Source organism: Telluria sp. GW821-FHT07G12 (assembly GCF_059418525.1).
This window is the reverse complement of sequence record NZ_JBWKQA010000002.1, coordinates 182396-198385: the sequence shown is the minus strand read 5'-3', so window position 1 is coordinate 198385 and position 15990 is coordinate 182396. Positions and strand designations below refer to the sequence as shown.

The following is a 15990-nucleotide window of genomic DNA, read 5'->3' as shown; positions in this document are numbered from 1 at the left end:
CGTTCAGGTGATGTTGTCTTCGTTGGCCGAGGCCTCGGCTTCCGGCACCGACAAGGGCCGCGCCGGCGTGCGTCCCTGGCCCGGCCCGCCCCGCGCCGCGCGGGTGGTGTCGAAGGCTTGCGGCCCCTTGCGCACCAGGCGCAGCACGTAGGCGATGCCGACCCCGAACACGAACAGGTAGGCGGCCACGAACAGGGCCAGGCTCAAGGCAAGCGGCCCGGCGGAGATTTTCGAGGCGCCATCCGCCGTGCGCAGCACGCCATAGACGATCCAGGGCTGGCGCCCGACCTCGGTGGTGATCCAGCCGGCCAGCACTGCCAGCAGGCCCGCCGGGCCCATCCACATCGCCATTGTCAGGAAGCCGCGGCTGTCGTACAGCCGCTTTTTTAGCCGCAGCCACAGGCTCCAGGCGCCCAGCGCGATCATCAGCAGGCCCAGGCCGACCATCGTGCGGAAGCTCCAGAAAAGAATCAGCGAGTTGGGCCGCTCGTTCTTCGGGAATTCCTTCAGACCCTTGATCTGGCCGCCCCAGGTGTGGGTCAGGATCCAGCTGCCGACGCGGGGGATGCCGACGGCCAGCCTGGTCTCCTCGTCCTTCATCGACGGGATGCCGAACAGCAGCAGCGGCAGCGGCTTGTTCCCTTCGTTTTCCCAGTGTCCCTCGAGCGCCGCGATCTTGGCAGGCTGGTGCTGCAGTGTGTTCAGGCCGTGCATGTCCCCGACCACGGCCTGGATGGGCGCGACGATCAGCACCATCCACATCGCCATCGACAGCATGGTGCGCACCGCTTCATTGCCACGTCCCTTCAGCAAATGCCAGGCGGCCGATCCGCCCACGAACAGCGCCGTCGACAGGAACGCGGCGATCGACATGTGCACCAGCCGGTACGGGAAGGAAGGATTGAAGATGATCTTGAGCCAGTCGACCGGCACCATGCGACCCTCGACGATGGCATAGCCCTGCGGCGTCTGCATCCAGCTGTTGGAGCCGAGAATCCAGGTGGCGGAGATCAGCGTGCCGAGCGCGACCATGCAGGTGGCGAGGAAATGCAGGCCGGGCCCGACCTTGGTCCAGCCGAACAGCATCACACCCAGGAAGCCGGCTTCGAGGAAGAAGGCGGTCAGCACCTCATAGGCCAGCAGCGGCCCGGTGATGGCGCCGGCGTATTCGGAGAAATAGCTCCAGTTGGTGCCAAACTGGTAAGCCATCACGATGCCGGAGACCACGCCCATGCCGAAGGTCACGGCAAAGATCTTCAGCCAGAAGTGATACAGGTCGACAAAGACCTGGCGCTTGGTCTTCAGCCAGCACAGCTCGAGCACGGCCAGGTAGCTTGCCAGGCCGATAGTGATGGCCGGAAACAGGATGTGGAACGACATCGTGAACGCGAACTGCAGGCGCGCCAGGTCCAATGCCGCCAAGCCGAACATGTGAGCTCCCCTTATTGTTGTGTGCCGAATCTAGCACGCGCGGGGGTGCGCACGATTGCCAGGGTGGCAAGGCTGGTCCGGGATCAAAATGCGACAGAGTGTGAACAGGACATTAAAGCTCAGCCTGATGGCGGCCCGCTCCTTGAACAGCACCCGTATAATCACGGACATTCACACCCTTCGCCCGCCTACCCGATGATCCAGGCCATCAGCTTCCCCAATGACGACAAGCCGCTGAACGTGCAGACCCTGAAGGCCAGCTGCGTGGCCTGCAGCATGCACCAGCTCTGCCTGCCGATGGGCCTGGAAGATGCGGACATCGAGCGCCTCGACAAGATCATCGGCCGCCGCCGCCGGGTGGCGCGCGACGAGCACCTGTACCGCAAGGACGACCCATTCCGCAACCTGTACGCGGTGCGCTTCGGGCATTTCAAGACTTACCAGATCAACGCGGCCGGCGAGACCCAGATCACCGGCTTCCAGATGGCCGGCGAATTGCTCGGCATGGATGCGATCAGCAGCGAACGCCACCATTGCGATGCCGTCGCGCTCGAGGACAGCGAAGTCTGCGAGATCCCCTTCGCCAATCTGGAAGACCTGTTCGGCCAGGTGCCCACCCTGCTGCGCCACTTCCACCGCATGATGAGCAGCGAGATCACGCGCGAGCAGAACGCGATGCTGCTGCTCGGCAATATGCGGGCGGAGCAGCGTTTCGCCGTTTTCCTGGTCAACAAGTCGGCCCGCTACGCCGCGCGCGGCTATTCGCCGACCCAGTTCGCCCTGCGCATGTCGCGCGAAGACATCGGCAACTACCTGGGATTGACGATCGAGAGCATCAGCCGCTTGCTGTCGCGTTTCAAAAAGATGGGCTTGCTGGCCATCGACAAGCGCGAGGTGACCCTGCTCGATCCGGCGCGCCTGAAGGCGCTGGCGGCCGGGACCGAGCAGTGCAGTCCGATGGCCTGATCAGGGCTGTTTCAGCTTTCCAATGACGCTCGCCACCTTGGTGGTGATGACGTCGACGGCCGGGCCGTTCGCGCCGTGCGGCAGGATGACGTCGGCGTGGCGCTTGGTCGGTTCGATGAATTGCTTGTGCATCGGACGCACTGTTTCCAGGTACTGGTTGACGATGCTGTCCGTCGTGCGGCCGCGCTCGGAGATATCCCTTTGCATGCGGCGGATGAAACGCACGTCCGGCGCCGTGTCGACGAAAATCTTCAGCGACATCATCTTGCGCAAGTCCGCGTCGTACAAGGCGAACAGGCCTTCGATCACGATCACCGGCGCCGGCTTGACCGGAATGGTCTTGCTGGAGCGGTTGTCGATCGTGAAGTCGTATTCCGGCATCTGGATCGTTTCGCCATTACGCAGGGCCTGGACATGCTGCACCATCAGCGCCCAGTCGAAGGCGTCCGGATGGTCGTAATTCTGCTTGCGGCGGACTTCGGGGGTGAGGTCGGACTGGTCGTTGTAGTAGTCGTCCTGCATCACGACCGAGACCATTTCGGCGCCGAAGGACGCCAGCACCTGCTGGGTCACCGTCGATTTGCCGCTGCCGCTACCGCCGGCGACACCGATGACAAAGGGTTGGAAGGAAATCTGGTTCATCCCCGAATGATACCGGAGCGGCGCGCGAACCGACAGGGGGATGGCCCCGAGTCAGCCTTCCAGGTACAGCTTTTCGGTCGCATTCCTCAACTCGGCATGGGGCAGGAACTGGTCCGAGATGGTAAGAATTGCATGCATCCCTGATCCTGAACTATTTGCTGTTGTGGTGATCTTACCAAGCTATATAAGGAGATGATCATGAAAACAATGCAAGTCCTTCTCATCAGCAGCATGATTAGCTTGTCCCTGGCAGCATGCAGCGCGACAGGCAGCCGCGACAGCGACATGAGCGGCAGCTCGGCAACGGGTTCGACGGCAAGCGGCTCCGCCTCCAGCAGCACGACGGAAGGCAACGCGATGGGTACCACCGGCAGCGGCCAGAGCGGCGCCGCGGGTTCGCCCGCCACCGGCAGCCCGGGTACGGTGGGTGCTTCGGGCCAGGGCGCCGGCGCAACGTCGACGACCCCGCCAACCACCCCGCCTAGCACCCCGCCAACCGACACGCCGCCGGCAGACCGGCGTTAAGTGGCGACGCATCGCGCTTGCCCGGCTGCCATGGCGGACACCGCCAGGCCGGGCAGCGATCGCCGGCTGCGTCGGCGAACCTGGCGGAGAAAGATGATGTCCAGACCCGTTGCAGTAAGTTATTTGGATCGGTCAATCGAAGAACACGGGATGCGGCGACATGGAATGCTCGGGCGCGGCAGCAACATGGGGAACGCCTTATATGCAATCGACTACGACCAGTTACCGCCCGAAGCCCGTAAGACCATCGGGCTGATCGTGACCGACGGGCCATTTCCTTACCCGGGGAAAGATGGTGACTTCTTTGGGAACAGTTTTGGCGATCTGCCGAGCGGCAGGTACCTCGAGTACACGGTCCCGACGCCCGGACTCAAGCATCGGGGCAAACGACGAATCGTCGCCAGGTGTACCACCACCCAGCTTTTCTTCACCGCATGCCATTACGAGCGAGTCCAGGTTCGCGGAGGAACGAAAGCCGAGCGAGACGAAGAACGTGAGAATGCCACTTATGCCATTGATGAGGAGTGGAGAAACGGGTTCTACATCATTACCGGCATGTCACCAGGTCTGAGGCAAGCTGTCGATGAAGCGGTGAAGTCGAAGGCCAAGCAACACGCAACTTAGCCCCCAAATCTTAACAATGGACGGAAGTCGGGATCGAAGCCTCGTTCAGCGCTTCGACCCCGGTGCTCAGTCGATACTGATCTCCTTGCGATTATCCCGCGACACCCGGTCGATCATCTTGTTGTAAGGATCGACGCCAACTTCGAAAGGCCGCTCCTTCACCGTCACGGTCAGCACCGGATTGGCCCCGGACAGCACGCGCTTCTCCAGCAACAGCACCTTCTCGTCCGCCTCCTTGGCCCCCTTGGCGCGCGCAAACACGCCGATCTCCACCGGCTCGTCGTAGGCGCGCGGAGTCTCCTTGCCCTTGCCGTCGGCCTGCATCTTCGCCAGGTGCAGCTTCATGGTCACGTCCCACTGGCCGTCGGCGCGCTTCTTCGCGCTCGCCTCAGTCACCCGGTTGTCGTAGAAGACGATCTTTTCGAACAGGTCGGTGATGAGCGCCTGCTTGTCCGCCGGCGCTTCGGCGCGGATATACGACACCAGCTCGGCCGAGGTCGTGAACGGCGACTCCTGGTAGCCCTTGTCCTGGAGGAAGCGCTTCAGCGCGCGGTTCAGGGCCTCTTCGCCGATCTCGTCGCGCAGGCGGTAGAAGATCAGGCTGCCCTTGCGGTAGTGGATGTACTGCTGGTTTTCCACGCGCATCAGCGGCAGTTCTTCGATGGCTTCGCTGCCGCGCGAGCTGAGGTAGCGGTCCAGCTCATAGCGCAGGAAGCGGCGCATCTGGTGGCGGCCGTATTCCTTCTCCATGACCATCAGCGCCGAATACTGCGACAGCGATTCGATCAGCATGCTCGAGCCCTGCACGTTGGCGGCGGTGACCTGGTGACCCCACCACTGGTGCGCCATTTCGTGGGCCGTCACGTAGAAGACGTAGTCGATGGCTTCCTTGTCGCGCAGGTCGGCGATGAAGCCGATCGCTTCCGAGAACGGGATCGTGTTCGCGAACGACTGCGCAAAGCTGGCGTAGTTCGGGAACTCCAGGATGCGCACCTGCTTGTGCTGGTAAGGCGTGAACTGGGTCGTGTAGTAGTCCAGCGCCTTTTGCGTGGCCTCGATCATGCGGTCCACGTTGTAGCGGTGCTTGGGATCGTGGTAAATCTCGATCGGGATGCCGTGCCAGTCGCCCTTCTTGACCTGCCAGTTGGCCGACAGGTAGGCGAAGAAAGGCATCATCTTCTGGTCCATCTTGTACTGGAAGTAGTTGCGGCCGTTCTCCTTCCACGACTTCTGCAGGTAGCCAGGCGCCAGCGCGATCTGGTCGCCGCTGGTCGAGACGGTCGTCTCGAAGTTGATCCAGTCCGCGTCGGCGCCGAACATCGTATTGGCGCGCGCTGCCTGGTCTTCCAGCTTGGCCATGCGCTCCGGTTCGCCCAGGCCGCGCTTGCGGCGCTCGTTACGGTCCTGCAGCTCCTGGTCGCGCTGGTAGCCGATCAGCGGGAAGAAGGCGCGGTTGTTGAAGAAAGTGCCGTTGTAGTTGATCGTGTCGGCCTCGCCGTTGTTGCGGAAGCCCGGACGGCGCACGTCGACCGTGAAGTCCAGCGGCAAACGTCCGCCCGGCGGCAGGGCCTGCGCCAGCTTGACGATGCGGAAGCCGAACTTCTTGTCATCCAGCTCGACCTTGTGCGCGGGCAGTCCGGACAAGGTGGTCTCCACGTCCGGATTCAGCTGCAGGCGCAGGGTGTCGAGCGGCTGGCCGGTCTTGTTCTGCAGGACGTAGTGCCCCTTGATCAGCACACGGCGCTGGTCCGGATAGATGTCCACCGCGGCGCTGACGTCAGTGATCTTCGCGTGCGGCAGGTCCTTGTACTTGCGATAGGTCTTTTCGTAGTCCGCGCTCTTGTCCATGGCCACGTCGCCGGCTTCGTAGCGCGCGAGGGTATTCGTGTTGTGGAAGATCCAGCCGCCCACGCCGGCGAAGGCGACCAGGCACAGCGCCAGCGCCACGCCGGACGCGCCCTTCAGGCGGCGGCCGGCGTGGCGCACGCGCGAGCGCCAGTCCAGCGACAGCCCGCGCACCCAGAAGGCCTGGGCCAGGATCAGGGAAGCCACGGTGAACAGGCTCCAGTACAGCGCAAACCACGCCCAGCCGGCGATGAAGTGGCCATAGCCGTTCATGTCCGAGTAAGGGGTGCGCGGCAGGCCGGCGATGTTCATCAGGTTGTGATCGAAGTGCATGAAGCCGGCGACGATCTGCGATACCAGCAGCAGGATCATCAGCAGATAGCCGACGAACTTGTTGTTCGTGATGACCTGCAGGACCACGGCAATCAAGCCCATGAGGACGAAAGGCAGGCCGGAAATCAGGACGCCCTTGACGTAGACCGGCAGCTCGATCGGCGCCCCGCCCTTGACCAGCTGGATCGCCATCGCCGCCAGGCTGCCCGCGAACAGGAAGGCCAGCACCACGCCCATCAGCGCCAGGCTCTTGGCCGCCAGCGGCGCCCAGTTCGGCACCGGCATGGCGTCGTTGACGTCGGCGATCTTGACCTGGCGCTCCTTGAAGATCAGCTCACCGGCGTAGAAGGTCACGATGATGATCAGGAAGAAGTTGAAGCTGCCGCTCAGCAGTTCGATCATCAGATGGGTCATCGGATAGACGTCGGTGCCGAACATCTTGCCCATCTGGGAGCCGGCGCCGACCATGTTCAGGACGCCGAACAGCAGCATGACCAGGAAAGGCACGCTCTTGAACACCGCCACGGCATCGAAGGCGAAGATGTGCCAGCACTGGGTCCAGCGGGTGGCGTTCGTGAAGCGCGGTTCGATGCGCGGCAGGGCGATGTGTGCGGGAACCGGCACCGGCGCCGGCAGTGGCTTGGCCTTGCCAAACAGGCGCTTGCCCGTACCCGCGCGCTGCGGCTTGAACAGGACCAGGGTCAGGCCGAACAGCGCCAGCGCGACCGAGGTCCAGACCACGCGGTTGGCCAGCATATAGCCGGCGATGTCCGGCAGGCCGGCGTTGGCCTCGGCGGTGGAAAAGTAGCGGGTGGCGCGGCCCAGCGCGCGGATGCCGAAGGGGTCGGCCAGGACGGCGATCCATTCGTTGTCGATGTTCTGGGTGAACTTGCCGGCCACGATCCACAGCACGAAGAAGGCCAGCACGCCGACGTAGACCAGCATGATCGAGCGCGTGGTCGAGGCCAGCAGCATCAGCAGCGCGCCGACGAAGAACAGGTTGGGCAGGACCAGCACGCCCAGCGCCCACAGGTAGGCGCCGCCGGGGAAAGGCCCGACGCGCTGCGGGTCGACCCAGGGCATCTGCGGACCGAGCATCATGCCGGCGATGACGACGGCGAAGATCAGCAGGCAGGCCACCAGGCCGGCGGAAAAGCGGCCGACCAGGTAATGATGCTTCTTCATCGGCGTCGCGAACAGCATGTCGGAGATGCCGACTTCGCTGTCGCGCAGCACGGTGCCGGCAATGAAGATGGTCACCACGAACATCGACATCAGGCTGAAGGCGCCGAGCAGGTTGGCAACGACGACGGGGGCATTGCGGTTCACGTTGCCGATGCTGCCGCCGACCTGGATCGCGTCGGTGGTGGTGGCGCCGAAGGCCAGCGCGCCGAAGATCAGCGCGCATACCCACAGCAGGGGCTGGCGCAGCTGGGTGCCCAGCTCGAAACTGAAGAATTCTCTCAACATGGCCGCTCCTTATGCCATTGCGGGTGCGGCCACGGCCGGCGCCGCGCTTGCTGCACGGCCGGCGTTGCGGATCTGGAGGAAGTAGACGTCTTCGAGGTCCGGCTCGACGCTCACGAAGCCCTCGTCCGGCTGCGACTCGGCGAATACGTTGATCTGCGGCCGGCCCGCCACCAGGCGCGTCGACAGCACATTGAAACGCTCCTGGTATTCCGGCAGCGCGTCCTGGCTGACGGTGCGGCGCCAGACGCGGTTCTTCAGGGTATCGATAGCGGCCTGGGGCTCGCCCTGCAGCAGCACCGTACCCTTGGCGATCATCGCCATGCGCGGGCACAGGTCGGTCACGTCTTCGACGATGTGGGTGGACAGGATCACCACCACCTGCTCGCCGATCTTGGCCAGCAGGTTGAGGAAGCGGTTGCGCTCGTCGGGATCGAGGCCGGCGGTCGGCTCGTCGACGATCACCAGGCGCGGCGCGCCGAGCAGGGCCTGGGCGATGCCGAAACGCTGGCGCATGCCGCCCGAATAGGTGCCGAGCTGGCGCTTGCGCGCGTCCCACAGGTTGGTCTGGTGCAGCAGGCCTTCGACCGCTTCCTTACGCTCGCCCTTGCCGGTCAGGCCTTTCAGCACGGCGAAGTGGTTCAGCAGCTTTTCGGCGCTGACTTTCGGATAGACGCCGAAGTCCTGCGGCAGGTAGCCGAGCTGGCGCAGCAGCCCTTCCTTGTTCTTCAGGACGTCGAGGCCATTGAAATGGATGCTGCCGCTGTCCGGATCCTGCAGCGTCGCGATGGTCCGCATCAGCGAGGACTTGCCGGCGCCGTTCGGGCCGAGCAGGCCGAACATGCCGTTCGGGATCTCGAGGCTGACATTGTTGATGGCCTTGACGCCGTTGGCATAGGTCTTGTTGAGCTGCTTGATCGATAACATCCGGGTTCTCCAAAAGTTGTCCAGGAATATTTCCTTTTGGATAATCTACACTTAATTAAAAGCAATGTTCAAGATATATTGCGATGAGTTGCGGTATTCGATGTCTGAACGACGAATTGCTGATATATGCATGGGAACTTGAAAAGCGCCCGCCACTGGCGCAGGATGCACTGCACAACTTGAGCCAACCCCAAAGAGGAGACAGACCATGATCAAGGTTAGCGTGATGTACCCGAACGGCCCGGACGCCCGCTTCGACGACACTTACTACCGGGACCAGCACATGCCCATGGTGAAGCGGCTGATGGGCGACTACTGCAAGTTCTATACGGTCGACAAGGCGCTGGCCAAGGGCGCAGCCGACCCGAACGCGCCCTACATCGCCATGGGCCACCTGTTCTGCGATTCGGTCGAGGACTTCCAGACCGGCTTCGGGCCGCATACGAAGGAAATCATGGGCGATATTCCCAACTATACGAACCAGAAGCCGGTGATCCAGATGAGCGAGGTGGTGGTGGGCTAGGCCTCCGGCCGCTCCCAGCGCGAGCCGAGGATGATGCTGCACATGTCGGCGCGCTGGAAGCCCGGATCCTTGAAGGCGAGGAAGTCGTCGTTGAAGCTGCCGAAGGTGCTGGCCGACCGGTGCTTCAACCCGCAATAAAAGGCGTCGATGATTTCGTGCCCGAAGCCGGGGCCGCGCGGATGGGCGGCCAGCACGGCTTCGCGTTCGTCGCCGCTGAACTGGTCGAAGTTGCGGCCCGCGATGTCCATGCCCGCGCCGGCCTGCAGCAGGGCGATTTCCGGATGCATGTGCTCCGGAATTCCCGGCGTCGTGTGCAGGGCGATCGCCAGCCAGACTTTCTCGACCTCGCTCTCGGGAATCCCGTGGCCGCGCAGGAAGTCGCGCGCGGCATTCGCGCCGTCCACTTCGAAGCGCAACTGGCTGCCGTGGTAGCGTGGCGCGATGCCGATGTCGTGGAACATGGCGGCCGCGTACAGCAGTTCCGGATCGAATTGCAGGCCCTGGCGCTTGCCGCTCAGGGCGCCCCAGTAATAGACGCGCAGCGAATGCTGGAACAGCAGCTCGCTCCCGGTATCGCGGACGAGCTGGGCGATCTCGCGCGCGATGCTGCTGTCCGGGATGCGCACGCCGGCGATAGCGGTGTCCATGGCCCTGCGCCGATTATTTGACGGCCGCCGGCACGGCGCGGAAGCCGATCGCCATGCGGTTGTAGGCGTTCATCAGGCCGATCGCGATGGTCAGATCGGCCAGCTGCTTCTGGTCGAATACTGCCGCTGCTGCTTCGTACTCGGCGTCCGGCACGCCGCTGTCCGCCACGCGGGTGACGGTTTCGGCCCAGGCCAGCGCGGCGCGCTCGGCGCTGCTGAACAGGGCCTCGGCCTCGCGCCAGGCCGGCACCAGCACAAGTTTGTCGATCGTGACGCCCTCTTTCAGCAGGTCGCGCGAATGCATGTCGATGCAATAGGCGCAGCCATTGATCTGCGAGACGCGCAGGTAGACGAGGTCGACCAAGACCTTGGGCAGGCCGGATTGCAGGATATGCCCGTAGACGCCGCCGAGCGCTTTCATGCCGGCGGGGCTTGCGGTGTTGTAGTCCATACGCTGAGTCATTGTGTTCTCCTTGCTTGAGCGGGTGAAAGCAGAAGGATGGCTTATCGGGTGGTCAAAAAACAGTGCCAAGAATCGCCATTTTCAATGTACCATCGGCGATGACCCAGCTTTCCATCAGCCTCGACCGCGACAAGAAGACGCCGCTCGCCACCCAGATCTACGCGACCATCCGCGCGGCCATCGAGTCGGGGCAAATCCCGCCGCACGCCAAGCTGCCATCGTGGCGCGACCTGGCGGTGCAGCTGGGCGTCTCGCGCGGCACCGTGCGCCTGGCCTACGAGCGCCTCATCGACGAGCAGCTTGCGCTGGGCCTGGGCGCGGCCGGCACCCGCGTCACCGAGCGCCCTTCAACCACCCCGGTGTCGCCCTGGTCCGCGGAAGCGCCGCCCATGCCCGACCTGTTCCATGATTTCGGGACCCTGCCCCTGCCCTTCCAGATGGGCGTTCCGGCGCAGGACGAGTTTCCTGTCAGCTTGTGGTCGCGCATGCTGGCGCAGGAGGCGAAGCGCAGCGCAGCGGGCGCGGTCGGGTATCCGGATCCGCGCGGCGACCCGGCCCTGCGCAAGGAAGTGGCGGCCTACCTGGGCATCGGCCGCGGACTGCGCTGCAGCCCGTCCCAGGTGCTGATCACGGCGGGCTTTTCCGGCGCGCTGGGCCTCGCCATCCGCGGGCTCGGACTGGAAGGCAAGCAGGCCTGGATGGAGGAGCCGGGCTTTCCGCTCACCCGCACCGCGCTGGGCCTGGCGGGCATGCGGCCGGTGGCCGTTCCGGTCGACGAGGAAGCACTGGACGTGGCGGCCGGCACGCGGATCGCACCCGCTGCGGCGCTCGCCGTGGTGACGCCGGGCCAGCAGGCGCCGCTCGGCATGACGATGCCGCTGTCGCGCCGCCTGGCGCTGCTGGAATGGGCGCGGCAGCAGGATGCATGGATCGTCGAGGACGATTACCTGAGCGAGCTGCAGCTGGCGGGACGGGCTGCGCCGGCACTCGCCTCGCTCGACCAGGGCGAGCGCGTGCTCCATATCGGCACCTTCAGCAAGACGATCAGCCCGGCCTTGCGCCTGGGCTTCCTGGTGGTGCCGCCGGCTCTGGTACGCCGCTTCGGCGACCTGATGGCCTGCCTGGCGCCGGCGCCCGCCGGCATGGTCCAGCGCGCGGTGGCAGCCTTCATGCAGGAAGGTTACTACCTGCGGCATCTGCGGCGCATGAAGCGGGTGTATGCGGCGCGCCGCGCAGCCCTGCTGGATGGCTTGCGCGAGCAGGCGGCCGGCGCGATCGAAGTGCAGGCCACGGCCGGCATGGCGGTCGTGACCCGCCTGCACGGGCCGGTATCCGACGTCGAGATTGCCGTGCGCGCGCGCCAGTTCGGCCTGGCGCCGACACCCTTGTCGCCCTGGTACGATCAGCCGCCCCGCCGGCAAGGGCTGCTGCTGGGCGTGACCAACGTCGACGTGGCCCGCATCGCCGAGGACTGCCGCCGGCTGGCGGCGCTGGTGCGGCCGGGCTGAGGCCTCAGGCCTGCTTCTGCTGCGCCACCCAGCGCTGGACGATCTCGCCCAGCACGTCCAGCGGCACCGAGCCGTTCTTCAGCACCACGTCGTGGAAGGCCGGCAGCGAGAATTTGTCGCCCAGATCGCGCTTCGCCTGGTCGCGCAGTTCCAGGATGCGCAGCATGCCGACCATGTAGGCGCATGCCTGGCCCGGCCATGCCACGTAGCGCTCCACTTCCTGCGCACCGATGCCGTAGTCGATCGCCTGCTGGCGGGTCCAGCCCTTGGTGTGCAGGCCGGTATCGACCACGAGACGGCGTGCGCGGAACAGCTCCGAGCCGAGTGCGCCCAGCAGGCCGGGCACGTCGCCCTCGTACCAGCCCTGCTCCACCGCCAGCCGTTCGGCGTACAGGCCCCAGCCTTCGCTGTGGGCGCTGCCGCCGCCGAAGATGCGCTGGGCGCGGAACTTCGGCAGGCCGGTCTGCTCCTGCTGAATCGCCAGCTGGAAGTGGTGGCCCGGCACCGCCTCGTGGTAGGACAGGCTGCGCATGCGCACCATGTCGAAGCTCGGGCCGCGCATCGGCACCCAGAAGATGCCGGGACGGCTGCCGTCCGGCGCCGGCAGCGAGTAATGCGCGGCGGCCGAGGGCTCGGTCAGCGGCGGTTCGCGGCGCACCTCGACCGGGGCGCGCGGCTTCAGGTTGAACAGGGCATTGCTGCGCTGCTCGGCGTCCGCCACCATGGCCGCGTACTTTTTCAGGATCTCGGGGCGCGGATCGCCTTCCGTCTTCGGCTGGAAGCTGGCGTCCAGCTGCTTCATGCGCTGCTCGATCGTGCCTTCCGCGAAGCCGAGCGAACGCAGGTGGCGGTCCATCTCGCCCTCGATGCGCGCCACTTCGCGCAGGCCGATCTCGTGGATCTGCTCGGCCGTCAGGCTGGTGCTGGTATAAGTCCGCAAGGCCTGCTGGTAGGCCGCCATGCCGCCCGGCAGACGCGTGATGCCGGCAATGTCGCCGGTACGCGGATGGATCTCGGCCATGAAGGCCTGCACGCGGCGGTAGGCCGGGCGGATCTTCTCCTCGACGATGCGCGCCGCGTCCGTCGCCGCCTTGGTGCGCGCCGCTTCCGGCACGTCGGCCAGTTTGGCCAGGCGCTCGTCGAGCGTGGTCACCAGCACGTTCTTCGCGGCCTCGGGCGTCAGGAACAGGTCGACCTGGTACTGGGCGCGCTCGAGGATGAAGCGCGGCGGGATCAGGCCTTTCGCCGCCGCTTCCTTCGCCCGCACCAGGGCTTCGTCGATGCGCGGGCCGACCTGCTCCAGGCGCGCCATGTAGCTGCCCAGGTCCGATGCGCGGCGCAGCGGGTGCGTGTTGGTCATGAAGTTCACCAGGCCCACCTGCACGCCGCTGAACTGGTTGAAGACGAAGCTGTAGTCCTCGAAGGGCTCGCTGGCGACCGTATTCGCCAGGCTCCAGCGCATCACCGCGGCCGAGGTGCGCTGCTCTTCACTCAGCGGGCCGGCCAGGAAGGCGTCCAGGCGCGCCACGCCGGTCTTGGCCAGCGCCACCATCTTGCGGCGCTGCTCGCGGGTGAGCGGGGTCAGTTGGCGGTCCAGGGCGTCCTGGCGGGCGCCTTCGAAGTACTGGGTCGAGGTGGCCAGCTGCGGATTGGCGCGGACCCAGTCTTCGGCAAAGCGGTCGGCCCAGGTGTCGAAGGCCTTGTTCGGCTTGATGGCGGCGGCCGCCGGTTTGGCGGAGGTGCCGGCCGCAAGTGCCTGCGGCATGCCGGCGCTCAGGGCCAGCGGGAGGAACAGGGTGGCAAGGAAGGCGTGAAGTGCGCGTGGACGGGTCTGGGGCATGTCTCTCTCTTATCGTTCGAGTCGTATTGACTCTGAGAAATTTACCATGAAAAGCCGGCCCAGCCCGGCTTTCCGGACCGGCCGGCGAACACGAAACGCTCGCCGGCCGGTGTCTGCCTCAGCCGTCCACCTCCTCGACCGTCAGCTCGACCGAACCCTTGTTGTTGCCGTAGCAGTTCCAGGCATCGTTCGCATACGCGTACAGATAGCCCGCTTCCTGCGGCACATAGGTGCAGCCGTCGCCGATGGTGAAGTACTCGTGCGGTACGGCGTGGGCGCCGACGACGCCGCGGCCGTTCGCGATCGCACCGGTCAGGCAGAACCATTCGACGTCTTCATGCCGGCGGGTGAATCGCAGGTCGGCGTTCTCGTTGCCGGTCATCTTGCGGAAGGCGCGTCTTACCTGGCCGAGCAGGTCGCCGAAGGCATATGCCAGTTCGCCGGCCTGGAAATGCCCGTCATCGGCACCGGCCGGGCCGCAGCTGATCGAGGCGTCCAGCCATTGCCCGCGCGCCTTGAAGCGGTAGGTCTTGCCCGCCTCGAGCCAGATGCCGGTCAGGTTCCACTGCTGGCGCGCGAAGATGTCGATGCCCTTGCCGTCCGCGCTGCGGTGCGGCATGCGATACGGCGCCTGGGTCAGCGGCGGCACCTCGTAGCGCTCCAGGGCCGAGGAATGGAAATGCCCGTGCTCCAGCAGCGAAGGCACGGCGCGCGGCTGGGTCGGCAGCATCGAGAAGAAACCTTCGCAGGAGTCGTGCAGGATGTCCAGGGCGTTCGGCTTGATCTGCTGCTCGACGCCCGCCCGCACCTTCAGGCCGGCCTGCTTTGCTTCCTCGAGCATCCACTGCAGCGCGCCGTCCGACAAGCCGCTTTGCTGGTAGCCGCCGCCGACGTCGGAATGGACGCCGGGGAACCACACCTGCTTGACGTCGGCGTCCGCCGGGACATCGGTCCACAGCGTCGGCTGGAAGCTTTCGCGCATCTCGTCCATGGCAAGCGCGTGCCGGGCCGTCTGCACGTTGCGGCCCAGGCGGGTGTCGTGGAAGTTGTTGTCGCGCAGGTCGAAGACCGCGTTCAGCAGGCCGAGATAATCGGGAATGCCGAGCGCGCCGACGGTATCCCACACGCCGACGAAGCGGACCGGAATCAGCTCTTTCGCCGCGTTGTGGAACTTCGATTCGCCGATCTCTTCGCGCAAGAGGCCGATGTCGGCCCGCTGCCGGTAGCCGCGTTCGTACAATTTCTCGATGGCCGGCCACACTTCCTCGACCCCGAGTTGCGCCGTGCGCAGCAGTCCGCAGCAATTCATGAAGCCGACCAGGCTGCGCACCGTGAAGGCGCCGCGGCTGAATCCGAACAGGTAGATGGCGCTGCCCGCTTCGTAGTTCTCGCACAGCCAGCGGTAGGCGCTCATGATGTTGCGCGACAGCCCCGTGCCCGTGCCGCCGCCGATCGCCTTGTCCCACCAGGAATCGCCGGCCCCGACACCGGGGTGGTAGTAGCGTTTCTGCGCGTCGCTGTCGAGCGCCGCGTTGTACAGCTTGACGACATTCGTGGGCGCCAGCACCCCGTTGTCTTTCTGGTTCGGGTCGTTCCAGGTACCGTCGCAACATACCACCAGGTTCACCATCGCTGCCTCCTCGAGTAAGAAAACCTAGAGGATTTTGCAGCAATTCTTGACGAAAATACTTGCGGTTTTGAAATATCCTTATTGCATGTTGAATAAGCACCACAGCTTATTCCGAGAGGGTATCCGCCACGATTTTCAACGCCGTTTGCCGCGGCCAGTCCCAGCTCCTGGCCAGGCGCCAGTCGCGCCGGTCCCCCTCGACGACCACCTGCCAGTGAGTCTGCTCGAGCACCGGCAGCGATACCGAAAAAGCGCCCTGCCCATCCGGCCTGACCAGCAGGCTCAGGTCGCGCTGCGGCAAGGTCGGATGCGCGAGCCTGATCGTGAACGGCGCCGCCAGCGGCCGGCCGAAGCCCGCGATCCGGCCGCTCAGGCGGCCGCCCTCATAGCGCAGCTGCAAGGCCAGTCCCATGGCGCTGGCGGCGCGGTCGCGGCGCAGGTCCTGGTTGATTGCCTTGCCCTGCTTGTAGTAGTCGTCGACCACCATGGCGTCCGGGTGGCCGAGCGCCAGCCAGGTGGCGACCGAGCCCCCCACCAGCACCGCGGCCGGGCCGATCATGAGGAACCAGGGCCAGCGGTGCGTGTACCAGGGCGAGCTTTGCGTAGGAGTGATGTGCAT

General features: G+C 65.2%; 14 protein-coding genes. 5 read left to right on the top strand and 9 right to left on the bottom strand.

All coding sequences use genetic code 11. From position 1 onward, the window contains the following. Positions 1-3: 3 nt before the first annotated feature. A complete protein-coding gene (locus AC07PE_RS09165) occupies positions 4-1431 on the bottom strand; it encodes a cytochrome ubiquinol oxidase subunit I (protein WP_498763413.1) in 1428 nt (475 codons plus the stop codon). A 195-nt stretch (positions 1432-1626) separates the two neighbouring features. On the opposite strand from AC07PE_RS09165, the gene fnr reads away from it, so the two are divergent. After that, positions 1627-2397, top strand: a complete 771-nt coding sequence (fnr, locus tag AC07PE_RS09160; protein ID WP_498763411.1) for a fumarate/nitrate reduction transcriptional regulator Fnr — start codon at positions 1627-1629, stop codon at positions 2395-2397. Here fnr and udk read toward each other — a convergent pair whose 3' ends face one another. Beyond that, on the bottom strand, positions 2398-3039 hold the full coding sequence (gene udk / locus AC07PE_RS09155) for a uridine kinase (protein WP_498763409.1): 642 nt from the start codon (positions 3037-3039) through the stop codon (positions 2398-2400). A gap of 198 nt (positions 3040-3237) precedes the next feature. On the opposite strand from udk, the gene AC07PE_RS09150 reads away from it, so the two are divergent. Both AC07PE_RS09150 and AC07PE_RS09145 read left to right on the top strand, forming a co-directional pair. Next, positions 3238-3564, top strand: a complete 327-nt coding sequence (locus AC07PE_RS09150) for a hypothetical protein (RefSeq protein ID WP_498763407.1) — start codon at positions 3238-3240, stop codon at positions 3562-3564. A 96-nt stretch (positions 3565-3660) separates the two neighbouring features. Next, the gene (locus AC07PE_RS09145; protein WP_498763405.1) at positions 3661-4188 is read left to right on the top strand and encodes a ribonuclease domain-containing protein; all 528 of its coding nucleotides are present in this window, start codon (positions 3661-3663) and stop codon (positions 4186-4188) included. Positions 4189-4254: 66 nt separating this feature from the next. On the opposite strand, the gene AC07PE_RS09140 is transcribed toward AC07PE_RS09145, so the two are convergent. Together AC07PE_RS09140 and AC07PE_RS09135 are read right to left on the bottom strand one after the other, a co-directional pair. Next, positions 4255-7836 (bottom strand): M1 family aminopeptidase, encoded by a 3582-nt coding sequence (locus AC07PE_RS09140; RefSeq protein ID WP_498763403.1) that lies wholly within the window; start codon positions 7834-7836, stop codon positions 4255-4257. Positions 7837-7845: 9 nt separating this feature from the next. Next, positions 7846-8760: an ABC transporter ATP-binding protein gene (locus AC07PE_RS09135; protein WP_498763400.1), complete on the bottom strand. Its 915-nt coding sequence runs from the start codon at positions 8758-8760 to the stop codon at positions 7846-7848. Positions 8761-8968: 208 nt separating this feature from the next. Between AC07PE_RS09135 and AC07PE_RS09130 the strand changes: the two genes are divergently transcribed. Then, positions 8969-9283, top strand: a complete 315-nt coding sequence (locus AC07PE_RS09130; RefSeq protein WP_498763398.1) for an EthD family reductase — start codon at positions 8969-8971, stop codon at positions 9281-9283. Here AC07PE_RS09130 and AC07PE_RS09125 read toward each other — a convergent pair. Together AC07PE_RS09125 and AC07PE_RS09120 are read right to left on the bottom strand one after the other, a co-directional pair. Continuing rightward, positions 9280-9930, bottom strand: a complete 651-nt coding sequence (locus tag AC07PE_RS09125; protein ID WP_498763396.1) for an HD domain-containing protein — start codon at positions 9928-9930, stop codon at positions 9280-9282. The two genes, AC07PE_RS09130 and AC07PE_RS09125, sit on opposite strands and share 4 nt — an antisense overlap. 13 nt (positions 9931-9943) lie before the next feature. Further along, positions 9944-10393 carry a carboxymuconolactone decarboxylase family protein gene (locus AC07PE_RS09120; RefSeq protein ID WP_498763394.1) on the bottom strand — a complete coding sequence of 150 codons (450 nt, stop codon included), beginning with the start codon at positions 10391-10393 and terminating at the stop codon, positions 9944-9946. 98 nt (positions 10394-10491) lie between these two features. Here AC07PE_RS09120 and pdxR point away from each other — a divergent pair, with 98 nt between their 5' ends. After that, the gene (gene pdxR, locus AC07PE_RS09115) at positions 10492-11901 is read left to right on the top strand and encodes a MocR-like pyridoxine biosynthesis transcription factor PdxR (protein WP_498763392.1); all 1410 of its coding nucleotides are present in this window, start codon (positions 10492-10494) and stop codon (positions 11899-11901) included. A gap of 4 nt (positions 11902-11905) precedes the next feature. On the opposite strand, the gene AC07PE_RS09110 is transcribed toward pdxR, so the two are convergent. From AC07PE_RS09110 to AC07PE_RS09100, 3 genes are all read right to left on the bottom strand, one after another. Beyond that, on the bottom strand, positions 11906-13741 hold the full coding sequence (locus AC07PE_RS09110; protein WP_498763390.1) for a DUF885 domain-containing protein: 1836 nt from the start codon (positions 13739-13741) through the stop codon (positions 11906-11908). Between the two features lie 118 nt (positions 13742-13859). Continuing rightward, complete coding sequence (locus AC07PE_RS09105) at positions 13860-15371, bottom strand: T6SS phospholipase effector Tle1-like catalytic domain-containing protein (RefSeq protein WP_498763388.1); 1512 nt, start codon at positions 15369-15371, stop codon at positions 13860-13862. 106 nt (positions 15372-15477) lie between these two features. Continuing rightward, a complete protein-coding gene (locus AC07PE_RS09100) occupies positions 15478-15990 on the bottom strand; it encodes a FixH family protein (protein WP_498763386.1) in 513 nt (170 codons plus the stop codon).